Below are 21,143 nucleotides of genomic sequence, written 5' to 3'. Positions count from 1 at the left end.
ATTAAAAAATCCACAAAAAACTATTCGGATCGGTGCGGCCGAGGGGTGCTCAAGGCCTGGGCGATCCAGTTCAGCACATCGGCGACGATTTCATCGCGGTTGCTCTCGTTGAACAGTTCGTGCCGGGCCTGCGGGTAAACGGTCAGTTGCAGGTGCTGGCTGCCGGCCGCCCGCAACGCGTCGGCCAGATCCTTGAGACGTTTGCCTTCGCTCACCGGATCACATTCACCGCCAATCACCAGCAGCGGCAGGCCCGGGTCGATCTGGGCGAGATTGGACGCTTTGCTGATTTGCTGCAAGCCACCGAGCAAATCGATCCACAGTTGATTGGTGCAGCGGAAACCGCAGAGCGGGTCGTTGACGTACAGGTCGACCTGCGCCGGATCACGGCTGAGCCAGTCGAACGGCGTGCGTGCCGGTTTGAATTTGTTGTTGAACGAACCGAACGACAGCCATTCGATCAATGCGCTGCGGCCTTTACCGCCCTGGCGCAGGCGTTCGAAACGGGCGATTTGCCGTGCCGCGCGATAAAGCGCCACGGGCTGGAAGTTCGAGCCGCTGAGGATTGCCCCGTGCAGGCTGGCACTGTGGTGCAGCAGATAGGCCTGGGCTATGTAACTGCCCATGCTGTGACCGAGCAGCACGATCGGTGTGCCAGGGTGCTGCTGGCCGATGTGCTGGTTGAGGCACGCCAGGTCGCTGACGACCTTGCACCAGCCATCGTCATCGGCGAAATGCCCCAGGGTCCCGTTTTCGGCAGTTTTGCCATGTCCACGCAGGTCCGGCGCACACACGCCGTAGCCCTGATCACAGAGTTTTTCCGCTAGGGCTCCATAACGGCCGCTGTGTTCGGCCATGCCATGGGCCAGCAGAATCATTGCCTTGAGGCTGCCGTCGGGTAGCCACTGGTTGACGAAGAGGCGGCTGTGGTCGCTCGTGGTCAGCCAGAAAGTGTCATGGATCATGGCGGTTCCTTTGCACTGAGTCGTTGCATTGTATAGCGCATCCCGTTGCATGCGTCTGATCAGCCCACAGCAAGGCTGGAAGATTCACACGATCAATGACGGCTTCGGGCATATTTGCCTGAATCGCCATAGCTGCTAGTGTCCGTGAAGCTCCGCTTTTCGCTTTCTGCCTTTGAGGGATCAGGGAGAAATGACAGAAAAGCGGCCCCGGATAGATTCAGGTAAAGAGGACAAGAACAATGCAACCTGATTTCTGGAATGACAAACGCCCGGCCGGCGTCCCCCTGGATATCGATCTGGGAGCCTACAAGTCGGTGATCGAGGTGTTCGAGCGTTCCTGCAAGAAGTTTGCTGACCGCCCTGCGTTCAGCAACATGGGCGTGACCCTGACCTACGCCGAACTGGAACGCCAGAGCGCTGCCTTCGCCGGCTACCTGCAAGCCCACACCGACCTGGTGCCGGGTGACCGCATCGCGGTGCAGATGCCCAACGTCCTGCATTACCCCATTGCCGTGTTCGGCGCTTTGCGCGCCGGGTTGATCGTGGTCAACACCAACCCGTTGTACACCGCGCGGGAAATGCGTCACCAGTTCAAGGATTCCGGTGCCCGGGCGCTGGTGTACTTGAATATGTTCGGCCAGAAAGTCCAGGAAGTGCTCCCCGACACCGATATCCAGTACCTGATCGAAGCGAAGATGGGCGACCTGATGCCCACCGCCAAGGGTTGGCTGGTCAACACTGTGGTGAGCAAGGTCAAGAAGATGGTCCCGGACTATTCCTTGCCCCAGGCCGTCTCTTTCAAGAGCGCATTGCGCATGGGCCGTGGCCTGGGCATCAAGCCGCTGAAGGTCGGCCTCGACGACATCGCCGTGCTGCAATACACCGGTGGCACCACCGGCCTGGCCAAGGGTGCGATGCTGACCCACGGCAACCTGGTGGCGAACATGCAGCAGGCACGGGCCTGCCTCAGTCAGTCGGCCAGCGACGGTCAGCCGCTGCTGCGTGAAGGCCAGGAGGTGATGATCGCACCGCTGCCGCTGTACCACATCTATGCCTTCACAGCGAACTGCATGTGCATGATGGTGACGGGCAACCACAACGTGCTGATCACCAACCCACGGGACATCGCCGGCTTCATCAAGGAACTGAAGAACTGGCGGTTCTCGGCGCTGCTGGGGCTCAACACACTGTTCGTTGCGTTGATGGATCACCCGGATTTCAAGACCCTGGACTTCTCCAGCCTCAAGCTCACCAACTCCGGCGGCACCGCACTGGTCAAGGCCACCGCCGAGCGTTGGGAACAACTGACCGGTTGCCGCATCACCGAAGGTTACGGCCTGACCGAAACCTCGCCGGTGGCTTGTACCAACCCGTATGGCGAGCAGTCCCGGATCGGCACGGTCGGTCTGCCGGTGCCAGGCACCACGCTGAAAGTCATCAGCGATGACGGCGTCGAACAACCTTTGGGTGAGCGCGGCGAGTTGTGCATCAAGGGTCCGCAGATCATGAAGGGCTACTGGCAGAAACCTGAAGCCACGGCCGAAGTGCTGGATGCCGACGGCTGGTTCAAGTCCGGTGACATTGCGGTGATCGACCCGGACGGTTTCGTGCGCATCGTTGACCGCAAGAAGGACATGATCATTGTCTCGGGTTTCAACGTATACCCGAACGAAATCGAAGACGTGGTGATGGCTCACCCGAACGTCGCCAACTGTGCGGTCATCGGTGTGCCTGACGAACGGTCGGGGGAGGCGGTGAAGCTGTTCGTGGTGGCCCGTGAAGCGGGCGTCAGCCTTGAAGAGCTGAAGGCTTACTGCAAGGAAAACTTCACGGCGTATAAAGTACCGAAGCACATCGTGCTGCGCGAATCGCTGCCGATGACGCCGGTGGGTAAAATTTTGCGGCGGGAGTTGCGTGATATCGCCTGATCGGTGAATGGCCGCGCTTCGCGCGGATCGCGGGCAAGCCACGCTCCCACAGATTCACTGTTGTGCACACACTTTGTGTACGACGCGAACCTTGTGGGAGCGGGCTTGCCCGCGATGCTTTTCGGCGTACGCTAGAGCCCACGAATTCCGTGGCTTTCAGGGCTTTATAGGTTTTTTGCTCTAAAATGACTGCCTGTAAGTCTTGAGTCACAAATGTGACCGTAGAGGCCGCTTTTGGCTCTAGTCGACCCTTGGCAAAGCTGCTACTCTCGGCGCGCTTTGTGACTTCTCGGCCTTCTGTCAGCCAGATTCACCAATGACCAAACACCAATAATAATCGCATCAAATGCGGTGCTGAATTCGCGTTGCTGAGGAGTGGGCTTCCATGATCGAAGACTTTTGGAAGGATAAGTACCCAGCTGGGATTGCTGCTGAGATCAATCCAGACGAGTATCCGAATATTCAGGCAGTGTTGAAGCAATCCTGCCAACGCTTCGCCAACAAGCCGGCATTCAGCAACCTGGGCAAGACACTCACCTACGGTGAACTGTACGAATTGTCCGGTGCGTTTGCCGCTTACCTGCAACAGCATACCGATTTGCAGCCTGGCGATCGAATCGCCGTGCAACTGCCCAACGTGTTGCAGTACCCGGTTGCCGTCTTCGGCGCCATCCGCGCCGGGCTGATCGTGGTCAACACCAACCCGCTGTACACCGCGCGGGAGATGGAACACCAATTCAACGACTCCGGTGCCAAGGCCCTGGTCTGCCTGGCCAACATGGCGCACCTGGCTGAAGCCGTGGTGCCGAAAACCGGCGTCAAGCACGTGATCGTCACCGAAGTCGCCGACCTGCTGCCGCCGCTCAAGCGCCTGCTGATCAACAGCGTCATCAAGTACGTGAAGAAGATGGTGCCGGCCTATCACTTGCCAAAAGCCGTCAAGTTCAACGACGTGCTGAGCAAAGGCCAGGGCCAGCCAGTGGCGGAAGCCAATCCGGCCAGCAGCGATGTCGCGGTGCTGCAATACACCGGCGGCACCACCGGTGTGGCCAAGGGCGCGATGCTGACCCACCGCAACCTGGTGGCGAACATGCTGCAGTGCAAGGCGCTGATGGGTTCCAACCTCAATGAAGGTTGCGAGATCCTGATCACGCCGCTGCCGCTGTACCACATCTATGCCTTCACTTTTCACTGCATGGCGATGATGCTGATCGGCAACCACAACATCCTGATCAGTAACCCGCGTGACCTGCCGGCTATGGTCAAGGAACTGTCGAAGTGGAAGTTCAGCGGCTTCGTCGGTTTGAACACACTGTTCGTGGCCCTGTGCAATAACGAAGGCTTCCGCAAGCTGGACTTCTCCGCGCTGAAAGTCACCTTGTCGGGCGGCATGGCCCTGCAACTGGCCGCGGCCGAACGCTGGAAGGCGGTCACCGGTTGCGCCATCTGCGAAGGCTACGGCATGACCGAAACCAGCCCGGTGGCCACGGTCAACCCGATCCAGAACATCCAGATCGGCACCATCGGCATTCCGGTGCCGTCGACCCTGTGCAAAATCATCAACGATGCCGGTGTCGAACAACCGATGGGCGAAATCGGCGAACTGTGCGTGAAGGGGCCGCAGGTCATGAAGGGTTACTGGCAGCGCCAGGAAGCCACCGATGAAATCCTCGACAGCGAAGGCTGGTTGAAGACCGGTGACATCGCGCTGATCCAGCCTGATGGCTACATGCGCATTGTCGATCGCAAGAAAGACATGATCCTGGTGTCCGGTTTCAACGTGTACCCGAACGAGCTCGAAGACGTGCTGGCGACCCTGCCGGGCGTGCTGCAATGCGCGGCCATCGGTGTGCCGGACGAGAAGTCGGGCGAAGCGATCAAGATTTTCATCGTCGCCAAGCCAGGCGTGACCCTGACCAAGGAGCAGGTGATGGAGCACATGCGCGCCAACGTCACCGGCTACAAGGTCCCGCGCTCCGTGGAGTTCCGCGATGCACTGCCGACCACCAACGTCGGCAAGATCCTGCGTCGTGAATTGCGCGATGAAGAGCTGAAGAAGATCAACGCGAAAAAAGCCACCGCGTAACCGACAAAAAGCCCCGCAGATGCGGGGCTTTTTGTTGAAGGTCAATAGATCGCAGCCTTCGGCAGCTCCTACAGGTGACCGCGATCCCATGTAGGAGCTGCCGAAGGCTGCGATCTTTTCTTTATTATTGGCGAAACGGCGCGAAGTTGACGTTGGTGCCCGCCGGGCGCATGTCTTGCAGGAAGGAGTCCTTGTCGGCGCTCAGTTCCAGGCTCAATGCAGCCTTGCGCTTGCCTTCATTGCGCACCACCAGCCCTTCGAGCTTCTCGCGCAGGAACACGGTCGGCACTTTCAGGTGCAACAGCTCGTCGGTGGCCGGCGTGTGCATCAGCAGGTGGATCCACTCGTATTGACCGATTGCCAGGCGCGTCACCGGGAGGTCGAACCACCAGATGTTGCGATTACGGTTCAATTCGGCGAAGTGGCAGTTGTTGACGCCAAGCACAGCACCGCCAAGTTCCTGGTTTCTGCGGGCAATGGCCTGCTTTTTATCGAGTTTCATAACATTCCTACGGGATTGGATCTTCAGCGCCATGGCCTGAACGTGTTGCGCATTCTCGGGGGTTGGCCCGCAAACATAAAGCGCAACCTGCACTCAACGATGAAATGTCGTGATGAAAATAAATGAAACTCCCTGCAAAAGCCTCCGGTCAACCATGTGTAACGACTTTTCCTCCGATTGAAACGTTCACAGGAGAATCACCATGAGCAGCACAACCGATAAAGTCAAAGGCATGGCCAATGAAGCCGCTGGCAACGTCAAGCAAGGGGTGGGCAAGGCCACCGGTAACGACAAAATGCGCGCCGAAGGCGTGATGCAGGAAAAGAAAGGCGAAGCCCAGCAGGCGGTTGGTAAAGCCAAGGATGCACTGAAAAAAGGCATCGACAAGGCGTGATCCAGCCTTTAATAAAGTTAAGAAGCGGCCATCCTCAGATGGCCGTTTTTGTGTCAGCCTGAACTTGAGGGAGGAAAATGTTTCAAAGTCGCGAAACAGGCTGATTTGATGTAGAAAAAGGCCCCTGAGTCGCCACGACTTCAACCCAATTCCGTATGCGGCGAATGGAGACGCGAATGATTTTTCCGGACATGAGAGGCATGCCCCTGCACCGTGTGATGATGCGCACGGTCACCGAGTTCATCGCCGACGAGATGTCGACCTATGCCTCGGCGCTGGCCTATCAAATGCTGTTTTCGCTGTTTCCGTTCATCCTGTTCCTGATTGCCCTGATCGGCTTCCTGCACCTGCCGGACTTCTTCTCCTGGCTACGCCTGCAATCGGAGCTGGTGCTACCGCCCCAGGCGCTGGAACAGGTCAATCCGGTGATCGACCAGCTTCAGCAGGCCAAGGGTGGTTTGCTCTCGGTGGGTATCGTGATTGCGCTGTATACCGCCTCCGCCGGTGTGCGGCTGATGATGAGCGCGATGAACGCAGCCTACGACGTGGTTGAAGGGCGCCCGCTGTGGAAACGCTTCCCGTTGTCGATCATCTACACCGTCGGCATTGCCGGCATGCTGCTGATCGCCGCCGCGCTGATGGTGCTCGGGCCGCAGGTGATGGGCTGGATCGCTGCGCAAGTCGGCCTTGAGTACTTTATCGTCACGCTCTGGACCCTCTTGCGCTGGCCGGTGATCGTGATTCTGCTGATGGTCGCGGTGGCGCTGATCTACTACGTCATGCCCGACGTCAAACAGGAATTCCGCTTCATCACGCCGGGCTCGGTGCTGGCGGTGGTGGTGTGGATCATTGCCTCCCTGGGCTTTGGTTTGTACGTCAAGGAGTTCGCCAACTACAACGCCATGTATGGCAGTATCGGTGCGATCATCGTGCTGTTGCTGTACTTCTACATTTCCGCCGCGGTGCTGCTGCTGGGCGCGGAGATGAACGCGGTGATCGAACACATGTCGCGAGAGGGCAAGGACCCTGGGGAAAAAGTGGCTGGCGAGCATGGTCCCGTCCATGAGGAAAAACACCACGTCTCGGGCCTGGGCCGCGATCACTCAATCAAACCGACCATCGATGAAACCTGATCATGATTCGTGAAATTCTGAAAATGGGCGACGAGCGCCTGCTGCGCATTGCCCCGCCAGTGCCGGCCGAGATGTTCGACAGCCCCGAGCTGTGGCAACTGATCGATGACATGTTCCAGACCATGGAGAGTGTGGGGGGCGTTGGCCTGGCGGCGCCGCAGATCGGCGTCGACCTGCAACTGGTGATCTTCGGTTTCGAGCACAGCGAACGTTATCCGGATGCCGAGGCGGTGCCGCAGACGATCCTGATCAACCCCTTGATCACACCGCTGAGCCCGATCATGGAGGAGGGCTTCGAAGGCTGTTTGTCCGTACCCGGCCTGCGCGGCGCGGTGCAGCGTTACCAGCAGATTCGCTACGAAGGCGTCGACCCCAAGGGCGAGCCTATCGTGCGCGTTGCTTCGGGGTTCCACGCGCGGGTGGTGCAACATGAGTGCGACCACCTGATCGGCCGCCTGTACCCGTCGCGCATCACCGACTTCAGCAAGTTCGGCTTCACCGAAGTGATGTTCCCGGACCTGGACCCCAACGCCGACGATTAATCGCCGCAAAACCCTGTGGGAGCGGGCTTGCTCGCGAATGCGGTGTGTCATTCAGCATTGATGTTGGCAGAGACGACGCCTTCGCGAGCAAGTCGAATCGTCGCACCGCCGCTCCCACATTCGATCTTCATCAGGCTTGAGAAGGCGCCAACCCCATCGCAATCATCGGCTTGCTGCGCGCATACCGGCTCAACCGTTCAACCATCGCATAAGGCATCGGCGGATCGAACGTAAACCCTAGTCGCTCATAAAACCCGCGCAAGTCCGGATGACAGAACAACCACACCGGCATTTCGCAATCCTTCACCGCGGCCGCAATCAACCCGGCGGCTATCCCTTGTTCCCGGCACTGCGGATCGACAAACAACCCGGTCAGCCAATGCCCGCCGGACACCGGGCGCAAACACAGTGCGGCCACAATCCCGTCACGCCGGGCCACCCAGAGCTGCGCGTCGCGCACGGCTTTCATTGACGATTGGTGAGCGCGATAGAACTTGTTCATCAATGGCCATAACGGCTCGTCGAGCAGGGTGTAGTGGGTGTCGGGCATGGTCTCGGACTGTCGGTGTGCAAAGCGGCGATTATAAAAGAACACGCACGCCGGGATAGGTGTATACCTGAACTCACATCCCCACGAGTGGAGTACGCATCATGTCCAAAGGTATGGATTCAAAGAAAGCAGACAAGAAAAAGCCGGCGAAAACCGCTATCGAAAAGCGCGCCGACAAGAAAGCCAAAAAGGTCAATGTGTTCGGGCATTGAGCCTGCGCTGACCGATCGCTCCCGCGCAATGCGGGAGCGATCTTCCTGAAAATAATCTGCAAGATTTCCCATCGCCATTGCACAGAAGGGGACTGGTCCCCGATCCGAGCAATGCCATGCCTCATTATTTCGATGCAGCCCACCGAGAAGAAATCGAAACCCTGCGCCAACGCCTCACCGCCCGCACGGAGTGGCCGACCTGGTTGCTGTTGATCGGCGTGTACAGCGCGTGGTTCACCCTTGTTCTGGCCAGTGATTCATTGGGCCTGTGGTTGAGCACGTTGTTGCTGATTCCCGTGGTGGTGCTGTGGCTGTCGGTGCAGCACGAACTGCTGCACGGTCATCCGACCCGCTGGCCGCTGCTGAACAAAACCCTCGGCTACGCACCGTTTGCCATCTGGTATCCCTACACCTTGTATCGCGACAGCCATTTGCTGCATCACCGCGATGAAGACCTGACCATCCCCGGTCGCGATCCGGAAAGCCGTTACCTGAATGCCGAGCAGTGGCAGGGCAGTTCGTTGTTCGAACAAGGCCTGCACTGGTTGAACAAAACCGTGCTCGGGCGTTTTCTGCTCGGTGCGCCAATCGCCTTGCTGACGCTGGCCCGGGAAGAACTGCAACGCCTGAAAAGCGGTGAGCGCCATGCCTGGTTGATGTGGCTCAGCCACGGCGCCTTGACCCTGTTGATGCTGCTGTTCATCGCGCGCTACAGCGTGTTGCCGGTGTGGCATTACCTGTTCTTGATCAGCGTGCCGGCGCTGTCGATCGCCATGATTCGCTCCTACTATGAACATCGACCTCACGCGGCGCCGGAGCAACGTACCGTGCTCAATGAAGCGGCGTGGCCGTGGCGCTGGCTGTTCCTGAACCTCAATTTCCACCTGGTGCACCACGACTTGCCGGGGTTGCCCTGGTACGACTTGCCCCGCGCCTATTGGGCCCGCCGCGAGCAATGGCTGGCGCGCAGTGGTGGATTCCTGGTGCAGGGGTATGGGCAGCTGTGGCGTGAATACGGCGTAAAGGCCATCGACAGCCCGAGGCATCCGTTTTACTGATGCATAGATCACCTCCAAACCCTGTGGGAGCGGGCTTGCTCGCGAATGCGTCGTCTCTGCCAACATCAATGTTGAATGACACACCGCATTCGCGAGCAAGCCCGCTCCCACATTGGATTCACGTTGCTCTGGAACACCTCGATGACCCAACACATCGCCGAACTGCTGATGTACACCGCCCCCGAACCCATCCACCAGGCCAACGAACGCTGGCTGGCGCGAATCCTCGAGCACCTGGGTGAAACCTGCGGCGATGCCGAAGGCCTGTCACTGATGGAGATGTGGTTGTCGCCGCAGTTGCTGCTCACCCAAACCTGCGGCTATCCGCTGATGACAGCCTTGCGCGGCAAGGTCCGGGTGTTGGGGCGCCCTCGTTATGAACTGCCGGACAGCAGCGGCGGCAATCACTGCAGCCTGATCCTGGGACGGGTCGATGATCCGCGACAGACCCTGGCGGATTTTCGCGGCAGTCGAGGCGTGATCAATGGCCATGACTCCAACAGCGGCATGAATCTACTGCGCCACCGGTTGGCGCCGTTGCAGCGTGACGGGCGTTTTTTTGCTGAGGTCGGCATCAGCGGCAGTCATCGCGAAAGCCTGCGCTGGTTACGCGAGGACCTTGCCGATCTGGCGGCCATCGACAGCGTGACATTTGCCTGTCTGGCCCGATACGCCAAGGAGGAAGTGACTGGTTTGCGCGTGATTGATCGCAGTGCATTGAGTCCGACGTTGCCCTACATCACGGCAGCCACCGTCAGCGATCAGCAGGCGGAAGGGCTATTGCAGGCGATGAATCAGGCGTTGTGCGAATTGCCTGACGTCGCCGAAATCCTCGGGTTGCCGCAGGTGGTGCCGGCTAGCGAAAGCGACTATCAGGTTGTGCTCGATTATCAGCGTGAGGCCGGGATGCTGGGGTATGGAGATTTGCGATAGGGCGCAAATCTTGGGTCGACAGGTCCATTTTTCGCGGGCAAGCCACGCTCCCACAGGGTTTCGGTGTACCTGTGGGAGCGGGCTTGCCCGCGATGACGGACGGTCAGGCGCAAGAGATTTTTAATTCCATAAATGAATATAAAAATAAGTTTTAAATATTATTAATGAATAAGGCTCCTTGCTAGGATTCGCCTCACCGGACCACCGGACATTCAGCGACCCCTAACCCAGGAGCCCCTATGTCCGGCGCCGATATTCTTCACCGCAAACACGTTGACGGACTGTTCCGTGCCCACTACCACTGGCTCTGCACACGCCTGCGTCAGTCCCTGAACGATGCCGCCGCTGTCGAAGACATTGCCTGCGAAACCTTCCTGCAGCTGCTCCAGGCGCCTGGCCTGACGGCCATCCGTGAACCCCGTGCCTTGCTCACCACCATCGCCCGGCGCCTGCTCTATCAGCGTTGGCGTCGAGGTGACCTGGAGCGCCAGTACCTTCAGCAACTGCAACAGGCCGAGCCGATCCACGCCGAATCGCCGGAGGAACTGGCTCAACGGTCCCAGACCCTGACCCGTGTGGAGCGCAGTCTTCAGCGGCTACCCGGCAAAGTGCGCTCGACCTTCCTGCTGTCGCGGATCGACGGCCTGACCTATCCGCAAATTGCCGCTGCGCTGGGCATCTCGCTGCGTTCGGTCAGCGACTACATGACCCGTTCCCAGGCCCTGTGCGACCGGCACAGCGCCAACCAATCCCTGAACCGCCCACTCCAGAACAAGAGGTCCGCATGAGATCGATCAAAACCCTGCTCGGCAGTTCGTTGCTGGCCCTGAGCCTGTTGTCCCACCCGGCATCGGCCACGGAAAAAGCGGCGCCTATCCATTTTGGCGACATCACTTGGGAAAGCGGCAGCCTCATCACCGAAATCCTGCGCCTGATCGTTGAGAAAGGTTACGGCTACCCGACCGACACGCTGCCGGGCAGCACCGTCAGCCTGGAAGCGGCGCTGGCCAAAAACGATATCCAGGTCATCGGTGAAGAGTGGGCAGGACGCAGCCCGGCCTGGGTCAAGGCCGCCGCCGAGGGCAAGGTCTTCGGCCTCGGCGATACGGTCAAAGGCGCCACCGAGGGTTGGTGGGTGCCGGAGTACGTGATCAAGGGCGATCCCGAGCGCGGCATCAAGCCCTTGGCCCCGGAGCTGAAGTCCGTTGCCGATCTGGCGAAGTACAAGGATGTATTCCGCGACCCCGAAGACCCGAGTCGTGGACGCTTCCTCAACAGCCCCACCGGCTGGACCTCGGAAATCGTCAACAGCCAGAAACTCAAGGCTTATGACCTGACCGCCAGCTATGTCAACTTCCGCACCGGTTCCGGCGCAGCGCTGGACGCAGAAGTGGCGTCGTCGATCCGCCGTGGCAAACCGGTGCTGTTCTACTACTGGTCGCCGACACCGCTGTTGGGGCGATTCAAACTGGTGAAGCTCGACGAACCGCCGTTCGACGCCGAAGCCTGGAAAACCCTGGCCGACGCCAACAACCCGAACCCCAAAGGCACGCGCTCGATGCCGGCGAGCCTGGCCATCGGCGTGTCGGCACCGTTCAAGGCGCAATACCCGGACCTGGTGACGTTCTTCGAAAAAGTCGACCTGCCGATTGATCTGTTGAACCAGACCCTGGGCCAGATGAGTGAAAAGCGGCAGAAACCCCGCGAAGTCGCCGAAGCGTTCTTGCGTGAGCAGCCGCAGGTGTGGAAGGGCTGGGTGCCGGGGGAGGTGGCTAGCAAGGTGAGTGCGAGCTTGTAGTACTGCCTGAAGTTTCTGCTGTGCTTGAACCGCCGTCTTCGCGAGCAAGCCCGCTCCCACAGGGGGTCTTTGTTGACCACAGGATTTGTGGACACAACAGATCCAATGTGGGAGCGGGCTTGCTCGCGAATGGTCTCAAGTCTTACGCCAATTGAGTGGTCAGTGCCGCTTTCACCGCCGGTCGCTGATCCCCCCAACAAGCCGCTGAACCGTTTTTGTCCTCAATGCTGGCCGACTAGTGGCCTTGCAAGCCCAAGGTTGCTGTCTATGATCAGCTGTAACTGGTTATGCCGACCGTGATGAGGCGGCCGACTGGCCACCAGAGTGCGCAATCAAAGGCACCGACACTTGAACACAGGGAGCCGTGCGCTAAATGGAATTTGATTCGAATCTGTTAGGGCTGGCCCGCATGCGGGCTATCAAGAGAAGGATGTCTTGATGAGCGTGTCGCTATAAGGACCCTCCGATTGATCATCGTTTATCACCTGACTAGTCCTTCTTTTTGGAGGGATGCGTGTGCCTGTTCCACGGAACGTAGTGGTGGATGTGAAAGACCTGCAACTTTCATTAATCAAAAAATTGCGCGCAAGGTGATACAACAATGTTCAACCTACATCACAAGGCTGACCTGCTGGAAATCGAACGTTTCAGCTGTGCGCTGACCGAGGCCAACGCCAAGCTGGCGGCGGTCAGTCGTTCGATGGCGATGATTGAATTCACCCCGGACGGCATCATCATCGATGCCAACGAAAACTTTTGCAGTGCCATGGGTTACAGCGCCGAAGACGTGCGTGGCAAGCATCACCGGATCTTTTGTGAAGAGCAGTACTACCGCAGCGACGACTACACCAGACTGTGGCGCGACCTGGCGCGGGGCGAGCCGCTGAGCGGGACATTTTTGCGCTTGCACAAAAGCGGCCGTGAAATCTGGCTCGAAGCCAGCTACATGCCGGTGCTGGGCCCCGACCGGCAGGTCAAGAGTGTGATCAAGGTCGCTACCGACATCACCGCCCGGGTCAACAAGGAGCACGAAAACGAAAGCCGACTCGCCGCGATCGGCCGCTCCATGGCCGTGATCGAATTCACGCCTGAAGGCAAGGTCATCAGCGCCAACGACAACTTCCTGAAAACCATGCAGTACTCGCTCAACGAAGTGGTGGGGCAGCATCACAGCCTGTTCTGCCACCGTGCCGAAGCCGAGTCCCAGGGGTACCGCAATTTCTGGGCTTCGCTCAACCGCGGCGAATATCACTCCCATCGTTTCGAGCGCAGGAACAAGCAAGGTCAGACGGTATTCCTCGAAGCGTCCTACAACCCTTTGTTCGACGCCAAGGGGCGTTTGTACAAAGTGGTCAAGTTTGCCAGCGACATCACTGCCCAGATGACCACCCTGCAAACCGCCGCCGAATCGGCCCACAGCACCTCGGTGCAAAATGACGTCTGTGCGCGCAAGGGCTCCGAAGTGGTGCAGCAGACGGTGCAGATCATCCAGGACATTTCCCGCGACCTGAACGAAGCGGCACTGAGTATCGATGCCGTGAGCAAACAGTCGGACATCATCGGCACCATCGTGCAGACCATCCGCGGCATTGCCGATCAGACCAACCTGCTGGCACTCAACGCGGCCATTGAAGCGGCGCGGGCGGGTGAGCACGGGCGCGGGTTTGCGGTAGTGGCCGATGAAGTGCGCAGCCTCGCGGCGCGTACCAGCCAGGCGACGCTGGAGATCGTCGAGGTGGTGCGCAAGAACCACGACTTGTCGCTCAGCGCCGTGTCGAGCATGCAATCGAGCCTGAGCCGAACCGGCTTGGGCGTGGAACTGGCGCACGAGGCGGGGGAGGTGATCCTGGAAATCCAGCAGGGCTCACGGCATGTGGTGGATGCGATCAGTCAGTTCAACTCGACGTTGCAACTGAACTAGTCGCGGTAACTACAACTGTAGGAGCCAGCTTGCTGGCGATGGACTCCAGTGCGCCGCGTTTATCCAGGTCACACGCGTTATCGTTGACGACCATCGCGAGCAAGCTCGCTCCTACAGGGGACCGCAATTGTAGGAGCCAGCCTGCTGGCGATGGACTCAAGCGCGCCGCGTTTATCCAAGTCTCACGCGTAACATCGGCAACCTGCGGCCATTCAAGGCAAGCCGTTGCAGCAATGCTTCAGGAAGCCGGGATGTTGCGCCAGGCGTTTGAAATACTCATCGACGGCGGGGTAGTCCGGGCGCTCGATCGGGGTCATCAGCCAGCGATTGACGGAGAGGCCGATGACGATGTCGGCCAGGGTAAACCGTAGCCCGGCGACATAGGCCTTGGTGGTCGCGAGTTGATGTTCGAGGATGGCCATCTTCTGGTTCCAGCCACGAATGCCGACCTCGAGGCTATGCGGGTCCTGGAACTCCGGGTCCTTGCGCACCAATGCCATGAACGGGTATCTCCAGGATGGATTGAGCTCGGTGGCTTGCCAATCCATCCACTGCTCCACACGAGCGCGGGCGGCCGGTTCGGCAGGCAGCAGCTCGGCATGATGGTGATGGTGTTTGCCCACCAGGTAGCGACAGATGGTATTGGACTCCCATAACACCCCGGCTTCATCGATGATCACCGGCACCTGCGCGTTGGGATTGAACCGGAGGAACTCGGGGCTGTGGGTAGAAGCAAAACCGCTGCCCCAGTCCTCGCGTTCGTAGGTGATGCCCAGTTCCTCGCAGGTCCACAGGACTTTTCTGACGTTGATGGACGACGCTTTGCCGAGAATCTTCAGTACATGTTCCATGTTCTGCTCCAGCGAGAATGACGTACAGGCAATTGTAGGTGGTGGTATGTAGGAAGGCGCTGTAGGAGAGCGGCTTCAGATGAGTTGTGCAGGTTACGCTTTCTTGCACCCTTGCCTACAACTACGCCAGAATCCGCCGACTTGTGCGCCTGGTATCCGGACTCTATCGTTCCGTGTCGCTGCAAATTCAGCGATCGGGTCTAGCAGCCTGGATACTTTAGACGCATGACGTCCACCCATCGTGATCTGCCCGCCAGTTCACGTTATGGCGGCTGTGCGTGGGAAGACCTTCGGGTCTACCGGGTTCTAGAGTCCTGGTCTGCTAGCCCGCGCACGGCTGCCACCTTATTTTCGTCTAGCAGCGAATCGTGGCAGCTCCATCACTCTAGGAGTATTGCCATGTTCAAACCCACGCCCAACCCCCCACGCAATCCCAGCCCGATGTTTTCCATCTCACCCGGCATCAATAACGAAACGCTGTTGGCGCACGCCTGCGAATCACTGGCCTCGGCGAGTGTGATGACCAATGACTTTGCTACGTTTCTGGAAGGCAGCCAGCGCAACACGACACTGGCGATCGCACAGATCATCATGCTGGCGGAACTGGCGGTGAATCGCGTGCTGGATAACCTCGATCCGCAGGATTGAACACTGAGCGAAGGTGAGGGGGCTTTTCTGTGGCGAGGGGGCTTGCCCCCGTTGGGTTGCGAAGCGACCCCAAAAACAGACACTGCGGTCATACAGTTAAACCAAGTGAACTGGATTACGACTGCTCCGCAGCCGAACGGGGGCGAGCCCCCTCGCCACAATGTCCCTTGCCTGACCACATTGATGCAGGGGCTTAAGTACTCTCGCGCACCTTCAACTCAAACCCCATGTCCTGCACCGGCCTGGCCACGGTGTTGCCGGCCATCAGTGTCAGCATCTGCTCAGCCGCGCGGCGGCCGATGGCCTCGCGGGGGGTGTTGATGCTGCTCAGGCGCGGGACCATGTGTTCGGACATGGGCAGGTCGTTGAAGCCGAGGATCGCCACTTGCTCGGGGATCTTGATCCCGTGTCGCATCGCTTCGAGCAGCGCGCCCTGGGCCAGGTCGTCGTTGCCGAAGAAGATCGCATCGACATCCGGGTGGCTGGCGATCATCTGCAAGAACAATTCGCCGCCCAGGCCGACCGAGGACGGGCGGGGCGTCAGCACTTCCAGCGCCGGGTCGTACAAACCGGCCTTTTGCAGGGCTTTGCGGAAACCTTCGCCGCGTAGCAAGGTGCGCTGGTCCAGTTGCGCGCCGATGTAGGCCAGGCGCTTGCGGCCGCGAGACAGCAAGTGTTCGGCCGCCGTTTCGCCGGCCGCCAGTTGCGAGAAACCCACGCAATTGAGCCCGGCGGCGCTGTCCAGCTCCATCATGTACACACAGGGGATGTTGCTGGCTTCGATCATCCGCCGCGAGCTTTCGGTGCGGTCGAACCCGGTCAGCAGCAAGCCGCGTGGCTGATAGGCCATGTAGTTGCGCAGCAGGTTTTCTTCTTCATCACGTGAGTAGTGGAAGTTGCCGATCAGCACTTCGAAGCCCTTGGGGCGCAAAACCTGATGAATGGCTTCCAGGGTGTCGATGAACAGCAGGTTGGACAGCGACGGCACCAACACCACGACTGAATGGCTCTGGGCCGAGGCCAGGGCGCGGGCGGCAGGGTTGACGACATAGTTGAGTTCCAGTGCCGCTTTCTGCACCTTTTCCACCAGTTCGGTGGCCACGGTGCTGACGCCACGCAGGGCGCGGGAGGCGGTGATCGGGCTGACGCCGGCCAGTCGGGCAACTTCGTTCAGGGTAGGGCGGCCAGTGGTGCGGGTATTTTTATCGTTCTTGGTTGTGTTCATCGACGGCTTGCCAAACAAAATTCAAGGCACTAAGGTAGCGCTGTCTCGATGCAGCTGCAAATGCGTGAGCGAGGGTTCGCCTGATCCTCGCTTTTTGGTGTTGGGACCTAACCTGCTGCAACCCATAAAATGACAAGAAAGGCGTCGGCAACTTCTGCTTTTGATCTAGTGTCATAACTGGCAAAGGTAGCGCTGTCTGCGCGCTGAGGTGTTACATGAACCATCCCATCACCGCCCTGGTCATCATGGGCGTTGCCGGTTGCGGCAAGACGTGCGTCAGCGAGGCCCTGTGCCAACTGAGCGGCGCTACGGCCATTGAAGGCGACTCTTTCCATCCTGCCGCCAATATCGAAAAGATGAGCGCGGGGATCCCCCTGAACGATGAAGACCGCGCCGGCTGGCTCGACAGCCTGTGCGATGAACTGCGCCGTGTCGACGCCAAGGGCGAGCGCCCGGTGCTGACCTGTTCGGCGCTCAAACACATCTATCGCGAACGTCTGCGCAGCGCCTTGCCGGGCCTGGGCTTCGTGTTCCTTGAGTTGACCCCCGAGGTGGCCGCCGACCGTGTGTCCCATCGACCGGGCCACTTCATGCCGTCGACCCTGATCGACAGCCAGTTCGCCACCCTCGAATCGCCCGTCGGCGAGCCGTTGACCCTGGCGCTGGATGCTTCGACCCATAGCGTCGAGCAACTGGCTGCGCAGGCTCATGCCTGGTGGCAGGCGAACGGCCTGAAACAGGCGGTTTGACTGTGCTTGCAAAGACAGCGCTGTCCTCGCGGCTTCTGACTAACCCGCTTTAATAACAACAACAACCAGGAGACACCCCTAATGTTTGGCATGTCCCACGAGACGTTCCTGCTGCTCGATGCAGTGGTCACGGTGATCGGGCTTATCGTCCTGATCACCAAGTTCAAATTGCACCCCTTCCTTGCCCTGATCATCGCCGCAGCCTTCCTCGGGCTGACCTCCGGCATGCCGATCGGCACCATCATCAAGGCGTTCCAGGACGGCTTCGGTGGCGTGCTTGGCTTTGTCGGCATCATCCTCGCGCTGGGCACGATGCTCGGCAAGATGATGGCCGAGTCGGGCGGTGCGGATCAGATCGCGCAGACGTTGATCCGCGCCTTCGGCAAGGACAAGGTGCAGTGGGCGATGATGTTCGCGGCGTTCCTGGTCGGTATTCCGCTGTTCTTCGAAATCGGCTTCGTGCTGCTGATCCCGCTGGTGTTCATCGTTGCTCGCCGCACTGGCGTGTCGATCATCAAGATCGGTATCCCGTTGCTGGCGGGTCTGTCCGCGGTACACGGCCTGGTGCCGCCGCACCCGGGGCCGCTGCTGGCCATCGGTGTGTTCGGTGCCGACATCGGCAAGACTATTCTGTACGGCCTGATCGTTGCGCTGCCAACCGCCATCATCGCCGGCCCGATCTTTGGTACGTTCATTGCCAAGCACATCCCTGGTCATCCTAATCAGGAGCTGGTGGATCAACTGGCCCGCGAATCGGATTCTGCCGATCTGCCGAGCTTTGGCATCACGCTGGTGACCGTGCTGCTGCCGGTGTTCCTGATGCTGCTCAAGACCTTTGCCGACGTGGTGCTGCCCGATGGCAACATCTTCCGCGCCTTCATGGACCTGATCGGCCACCCGATTTCGGCGCTGCTGCTGGCCTTGCTGCTGTCGCTGTATACCTTCGGCTACAAGCAGGGCATCGGTTCCAGCCAAATGATGAAATGGCTCGATGCCAGCCTCGCGCCGACCGCCGCGATCATCCTGATCATCGGTGCCGGCGGTGGCTTCAAGCAGATGCTGGTGACCAGCGGTGTGGGTGACGTGATCGGCCATATGGCGGTGAACGCACAGATCTCGCCGATCCTGCTGGCCTGGCTGGTGGCGGCGGTGATTCGTATCGCCACCGGTTCGGCGACTGTGGCGACCATTACTGGCGCGGGCATCGTGGTGCCGGTGGTGGGGATGATTCCGGGCGTGAACCGTGAGCTGCTGGTGCTGGCCACCGGTGCCGGTTCCCTGATCCTGTCCCACGTCAACGACGCCGGTTTCTGGCTGGTGAAGCAGTACTTCAACATGACCGTGGCTGAAACCTTCAAGACCTGGACAGCGATGGAAACCATCCTGTCGGTGGTGGGCCTGGGCTTTATCCTGTTGTTGTCGCTGTTCGTCTAAGCGATTCGACAGACACAAAAACCGCTGCGATGCGGTTTTTGTGGGTGCTCGATTTCAAGGACCTATACAAGACCCTGTGGGAGCGAGCTTGCTCGCGATAGCGGTGTATCAGTCGCCATTATTATTGACCGATAAGACGCCATCGCGAGCAAGCTCGCTCCCACAGGAGATATGGGTCAGGTGTTGGATTTGGTGACTAGCCCATCCGCCCGAAACATCCCGCGAATCCCGCGTACGGCCTGGCGAATCCGGTCCTGGTTTTCGATCAGGGCAAAGCGCACGTGATCATCGCCGTACTCGCCAAACCCGACGCCCGGCGAGACACACACCTTGGCCTCGGCCAGCAGTTTCTTGGCGAACTCCAGCGAACCCAGATGGGCGTAAGCCTCAGGGATTTTGGCCCAGACGTACATCGAGGCTTTCGGGTTTTCCACCATCCAGCCCAGTTCATGCAAGCCCTTGACCAGTACGTTGCGGCGCTGCCGATACTGCTCGGCGATGTCGCGCACGCATTGCTGATCGCCTTCCAGGGCAGCAATCGCCGCCACTTGCAGCGGGGTGAAGGTGCCGTAGTCGTGGTAGCTCTTGATCCGCGCCAGGGCGTTGACCAGTTCCGGGTTGCCGACCATGAAGCCAATGCGCCAGCCGGCCATGTTGTAGCTCTTGGACAGGGTGAAGAACTCCACCGCAATGTCCTTGGCCCCCGGCACCTGCATGATCGACGGAGCTTTCCAGCCGTCGTAGACGATGTCGGCGTAGGCCAGGTCGTGCACCACCAGCACGTCGTACTGCTTGGCGAGGGCGATGACGCGCTCGAAGAAGTCCAGCTCCACGCACTGGGCGGTCGGGTTGGACGGGAAACCGAGGATCATCATCTTCGGTTTCGGGATCGAGCCGCGAATGGCCCGCTCCAGCTCCGCGAAGAAATCCACGCCCGGCACCAGCGGCACCGACCGTACCTGGGCGCCGGCAATCACGGCACCGTAGATGTGAATCGGGTAGCTCGGGTTGGGCACCAGCACGGTGTCGCCCTGATCCAGGGTGGCCAGCATCAGGTGTGCCAGGCCTTCCTTGGAGCCGATGGTGACAATGGCTTCGCTTTCCGGGTCGATGTCGACCTCGTAGCGGTCCTTGTACCAGTTGGAAATCGCCCGGCGCAGGCGCGGAATGCCCTTGGAGGTGGAGTAGCCGTGGGTGTCTTCGCGCTGGGCCACCGTGACGAGTTTTTCGACGATGTGCGGCGGCGTGGCGCCGTCGGGGTTGCCCATGCTCAAGTCGATGATGTCTTCGCCACGACGACGGGCGGCCATCTTCAGCTCGGCGGTGATGTTGAAAACGTAAGGGGGGAGTCGATCGATGCGCGCAAAGCGGCGCGGCGAACCTTGTTCGGCCATTGTTGCCTCGGATAACGTAAGCGCCCGGAACCGTCCGAGCGACGCAGGTCAGCGGTGACCTGTGGCGGAATGTAAGGGCAGCTGTGGCAGACTGTCCAGCCTCAAAGTAAACAAATTTTTCCGAAGGATAGGGTTCGATGGAATTTACCAGCGGCTTCTTGCTGAGCCTTTCGCTGTGCCTGGATATCGGCGTGGCCAACATCGCGATGATCACCCTGGCCATGCAGCGCGGCTATTTCCAGGGCTTTGCCCTGGGCCTGGGGACCTGCGTGGGCGATCTGATCTACGCGGTACTGGCGCTGGCCGGCATGACCGTGTTGCTGCAGTACGAAACCGTGCGCTGGGTGTTGTGGATCGGTGGCTCGGCGCTGCTGGTGTATTTCGCGGCGAAGATGATCTATTCGGCGATTCACCACGAAGCGGTGCTGGCGCAATCGGCCGAGGTGGGGCACAACTCCCATCGCAAGGAGTTCTTTCGCGGGATCTTCCTGGCCATGTCGTCGCCTAGCGCGATTCTCTGGTTCGCTGCGGTGGGTGGCACGCTGATCGCCCGTTCCGGCGGCGGTGGCGCCCTCAGCTCCGCGCTGTTTCTCGGCGGTTTTCTCTGCGCGGGGATTCTCTGGTGTGTCGGGCTGTGCTTTGCCGCGAGCCACGGCGGCAAGTTGCTCGGCGACAAGTTGCTGCGTTATTCCTACATGGCATCGGCGGCGATCTTCTGCTATTTCGCGGTCTACGTGATCCTATCGGGTTACAACGAGTTCGTTGGCGCCGGTGCGGTCGAGCCGTTGCACGCCCTGTAGCTGGGCGAATCGGGTTTGGC

20 protein-coding genes and 1 pseudogene are annotated in these 21,143 nt (G+C 59.7%); 15 read left to right on the top strand and 6 right to left on the bottom strand.

Annotation, left to right across the window (positions count from 1 at the left end):
- Positions 1-20: 20 nt before the first annotated feature.
- On the bottom strand, positions 21-965 hold the full coding sequence (locus KSS91_RS22730; protein WP_217836190.1) for an alpha/beta hydrolase: 945 nt from the start codon (positions 963-965) through the stop codon (positions 21-23).
- Between the two features lie 239 nt (positions 966-1,204).
- On the opposite strand from KSS91_RS22730, the gene fadD2 reads away from it, so the two are divergent.
- Complete coding sequence (gene fadD2, locus KSS91_RS22725) at positions 1,205-2,893, top strand: long-chain-fatty-acid--CoA ligase FadD2 (protein ID WP_126047215.1); 1,689 nt, start codon at positions 1,205-1,207, stop codon at positions 2,891-2,893.
- A gap of 385 nt (positions 2,894-3,278) precedes the next feature.
- Entirely contained in the window at positions 3,279-4,979 is a 1,701-nt protein-coding gene (gene fadD1 / locus KSS91_RS22720) for a long-chain-fatty-acid--CoA ligase FadD1 (RefSeq protein WP_102675616.1), read from the top strand.
- A 124-nt stretch (positions 4,980-5,103) separates the two neighbouring features.
- Here the strand turns inward: fadD1 and KSS91_RS22715 are convergent, their stop codons facing one another.
- Positions 5,104-5,481, bottom strand: a complete 378-nt coding sequence (locus KSS91_RS22715; RefSeq protein ID WP_008054262.1) for a hypothetical protein — start codon at positions 5,479-5,481, stop codon at positions 5,104-5,106.
- Positions 5,482-5,683: 202 nt separating this feature from the next.
- On the opposite strand from KSS91_RS22715, the gene KSS91_RS22710 reads away from it, so the two are divergent.
- The 3 genes from KSS91_RS22710 (at position 5,684) to def (ending at position 7,550) form a co-directional block, all read left to right on the top strand.
- Entirely contained in the window at positions 5,684-5,875 is a 192-nt protein-coding gene (locus KSS91_RS22710; RefSeq protein WP_015096558.1) for a CsbD family protein, read from the top strand.
- A gap of 176 nt (positions 5,876-6,051) precedes the next feature.
- A complete protein-coding gene (locus KSS91_RS22705; RefSeq protein ID WP_217836189.1) occupies positions 6,052-7,008 on the top strand; it encodes a YihY/virulence factor BrkB family protein in 957 nt (318 codons plus the stop codon).
- Between the two features lie 2 nt (positions 7,009-7,010).
- A complete protein-coding gene (gene def, locus KSS91_RS22700; protein ID WP_015096556.1) occupies positions 7,011-7,550 on the top strand; it encodes a peptide deformylase in 540 nt (179 codons plus the stop codon).
- Between the two features lie 130 nt (positions 7,551-7,680).
- Here the strand turns inward: def and KSS91_RS22695 are convergent, their stop codons facing one another.
- Complete coding sequence (locus KSS91_RS22695; protein ID WP_217836188.1) at positions 7,681-8,100, bottom strand: GNAT family N-acetyltransferase; 420 nt, start codon at positions 8,098-8,100, stop codon at positions 7,681-7,683.
- Between the two features lie 328 nt (positions 8,101-8,428).
- On the opposite strand from KSS91_RS22695, the gene KSS91_RS22690 reads away from it, so the two are divergent.
- The 6 genes and pseudogenes from KSS91_RS22690 (at position 8,429) to KSS91_RS28855 (ending at position 14,022) form a co-directional block, all read left to right on the top strand.
- Positions 8,429-9,370: a fatty acid desaturase gene (locus KSS91_RS22690; protein WP_217836187.1), complete on the top strand. Its 942-nt coding sequence runs from the start codon at positions 8,429-8,431 to the stop codon at positions 9,368-9,370.
- Between the two features lie 141 nt (positions 9,371-9,511).
- The gene (locus KSS91_RS22685) at positions 9,512-10,303 is read left to right on the top strand and encodes a phosphate/phosphite/phosphonate ABC transporter substrate-binding protein (protein ID WP_217836186.1); all 792 of its coding nucleotides are present in this window, start codon (positions 9,512-9,514) and stop codon (positions 10,301-10,303) included.
- Positions 10,304-10,542: 239 nt separating this feature from the next.
- Positions 10,543-11,091 carry a sigma-70 family RNA polymerase sigma factor gene (locus tag KSS91_RS22680; RefSeq protein ID WP_217836185.1) on the top strand — a complete coding sequence of 183 codons (549 nt, stop codon included), beginning with the start codon at positions 10,543-10,545 and terminating at the stop codon, positions 11,089-11,091.
- Positions 11,088-12,101, top strand: coding sequence for an ABC transporter substrate-binding protein (locus KSS91_RS22675; RefSeq protein WP_007974473.1), 1,014 nt, complete (start codon positions 11,088-11,090; stop codon positions 12,099-12,101). Before KSS91_RS22680 ends, KSS91_RS22675 begins: the two co-directional genes overlap by 4 nt.
- A 601-nt stretch (positions 12,102-12,702) precedes the next feature.
- Positions 12,703-13,476, top strand: a pseudogene (locus KSS91_RS28860) (PAS domain-containing protein); the annotation flags it as partial.
- A gap of 6 nt (positions 13,477-13,482) precedes the next feature.
- Positions 13,483-14,022 (top strand): methyl-accepting chemotaxis protein, encoded by a 540-nt coding sequence (locus KSS91_RS28855; RefSeq protein WP_225923774.1) that lies wholly within the window; start codon positions 13,483-13,485, stop codon positions 14,020-14,022.
- 212 nt (positions 14,023-14,234) lie between these two features.
- Here the strand turns inward: KSS91_RS28855 and KSS91_RS22665 are convergent, their stop codons facing one another.
- Positions 14,235-14,873 (bottom strand): glutathione S-transferase family protein, encoded by a 639-nt coding sequence (locus KSS91_RS22665; RefSeq protein WP_217836183.1) that lies wholly within the window; start codon positions 14,871-14,873, stop codon positions 14,235-14,237.
- Positions 14,874-15,272: 399 nt separating this feature from the next.
- On the opposite strand from KSS91_RS22665, the gene KSS91_RS22660 reads away from it, so the two are divergent.
- Entirely contained in the window at positions 15,273-15,521 is a 249-nt protein-coding gene (locus KSS91_RS22660) for a DUF6124 family protein (protein WP_217836182.1), read from the top strand.
- Between the two features lie 193 nt (positions 15,522-15,714).
- On the opposite strand, the gene gntR is transcribed toward KSS91_RS22660, so the two are convergent.
- Complete coding sequence (gntR, locus tag KSS91_RS22655) at positions 15,715-16,746, bottom strand: HTH-type transcriptional regulator GntR (RefSeq protein ID WP_015096546.1); 1,032 nt, start codon at positions 16,744-16,746, stop codon at positions 15,715-15,717.
- 215 nt (positions 16,747-16,961) lie between these two features.
- Here gntR and KSS91_RS22650 point away from each other — a divergent pair, with 215 nt between their 5' ends.
- Positions 16,962-17,495: a gluconokinase gene (locus KSS91_RS22650; protein ID WP_015096545.1), complete on the top strand. Its 534-nt coding sequence runs from the start codon at positions 16,962-16,964 to the stop codon at positions 17,493-17,495.
- An 81-nt stretch (positions 17,496-17,576) separates the two neighbouring features.
- On the top strand, positions 17,577-18,929 hold the full coding sequence (locus KSS91_RS22645) for a GntP family permease (protein WP_015096544.1): 1,353 nt from the start codon (positions 17,577-17,579) through the stop codon (positions 18,927-18,929).
- A 176-nt stretch (positions 18,930-19,105) separates the two neighbouring features.
- On the opposite strand, the gene alaC is transcribed toward KSS91_RS22645, so the two are convergent.
- Positions 19,106-20,323, bottom strand: coding sequence for an alanine transaminase (gene alaC / locus KSS91_RS22640; RefSeq protein WP_007974487.1), 1,218 nt, complete (start codon positions 20,321-20,323; stop codon positions 19,106-19,108).
- Between the two features lie 137 nt (positions 20,324-20,460).
- Here alaC and KSS91_RS22635 point away from each other — a divergent pair, with 137 nt between their 5' ends.
- Positions 20,461-21,123, top strand: a complete 663-nt coding sequence (locus tag KSS91_RS22635) for a LysE family translocator (RefSeq protein ID WP_102700528.1) — start codon at positions 20,461-20,463, stop codon at positions 21,121-21,123.
- Positions 21,124-21,143: the final 20 nt, after the last annotated feature.

This window comes from Pseudomonas azerbaijanorientalis (assembly GCF_019139795.1).
Classification (GTDB): Bacteria; Pseudomonadota; Gammaproteobacteria; order Pseudomonadales; family Pseudomonadaceae; genus Aquipseudomonas; species Aquipseudomonas laurylsulfatiphila.
Note: the sequence above shows the minus strand (reverse complement) of the source record. Positions and strands in the feature narration are given on the sequence as shown.